The organism is Candidatus Symbiopectobacterium sp. NZEC135, from assembly GCF_025962695.1.
Map to the genome: position 1 here is coordinate 1 of NZ_JAGFPF010001336.1, position 591 is coordinate 591.

A 591-nucleotide genomic window follows, 5' to 3' on the forward strand; every position below is an offset into this window, starting at 1 on the left:
CGGTTCAACGGTGCGTTGAAACGGGTTAATGATAATGGCATCCAGTGGTTCGGCGGTCGCCCCGTGCCGATAGACCGAACGTTCTACCACGTTTTTCAATTCACGCACGTTGCCGGGCCAGGCGTATTGTAATAGGGCATGGCGAGCGCGTGCAGAGAACCCGGTAAACAACGGCAGATGCAATTCCCGGCACATTTGGATAGCGAAGTGTTCTGCCAGTAACATGATATCCTGCTGGCGTTCGCGCAGCGGGGGCAGTTGCACCACGTCGAAGGCAAGCCTGTCGAGCAGATCGGCGCGAAACTTGCCCGCAGCAGCGAGTGCGGGCAGATCTTCATTGGTGGCACACACCAGACGCACATCAACCTGAAGCGGCTGGCTGCCTCCCACTCGCTCCAAAACGCCATATTCGATGACGCGCAGCAATTTCTCTTGCACCAGCATCGGCGCGGTTGCCAGCTCATCGAGGAACAGCGTGCCGCCGTCGGCGCGCTCAAAACGGCCCAGATGACGGCGTTGCGCCCCGGTAAACGCCCCGGCTTCATGGCCAAACAGCTCTGAATCAAGCAGATTCTCATTGAGCGCCGCGCA

The 591-nt window shown here is 59.1% G+C and carries 1 protein-coding gene; it reads right to left on the minus strand.

Features of this window, described 5'->3' with window-relative positions:
* On the minus strand, positions 1-591 hold a 591-nt coding region (locus tag J5224_RS34135), incomplete at both ends, for a sigma 54-interacting transcriptional regulator (protein WP_264629283.1).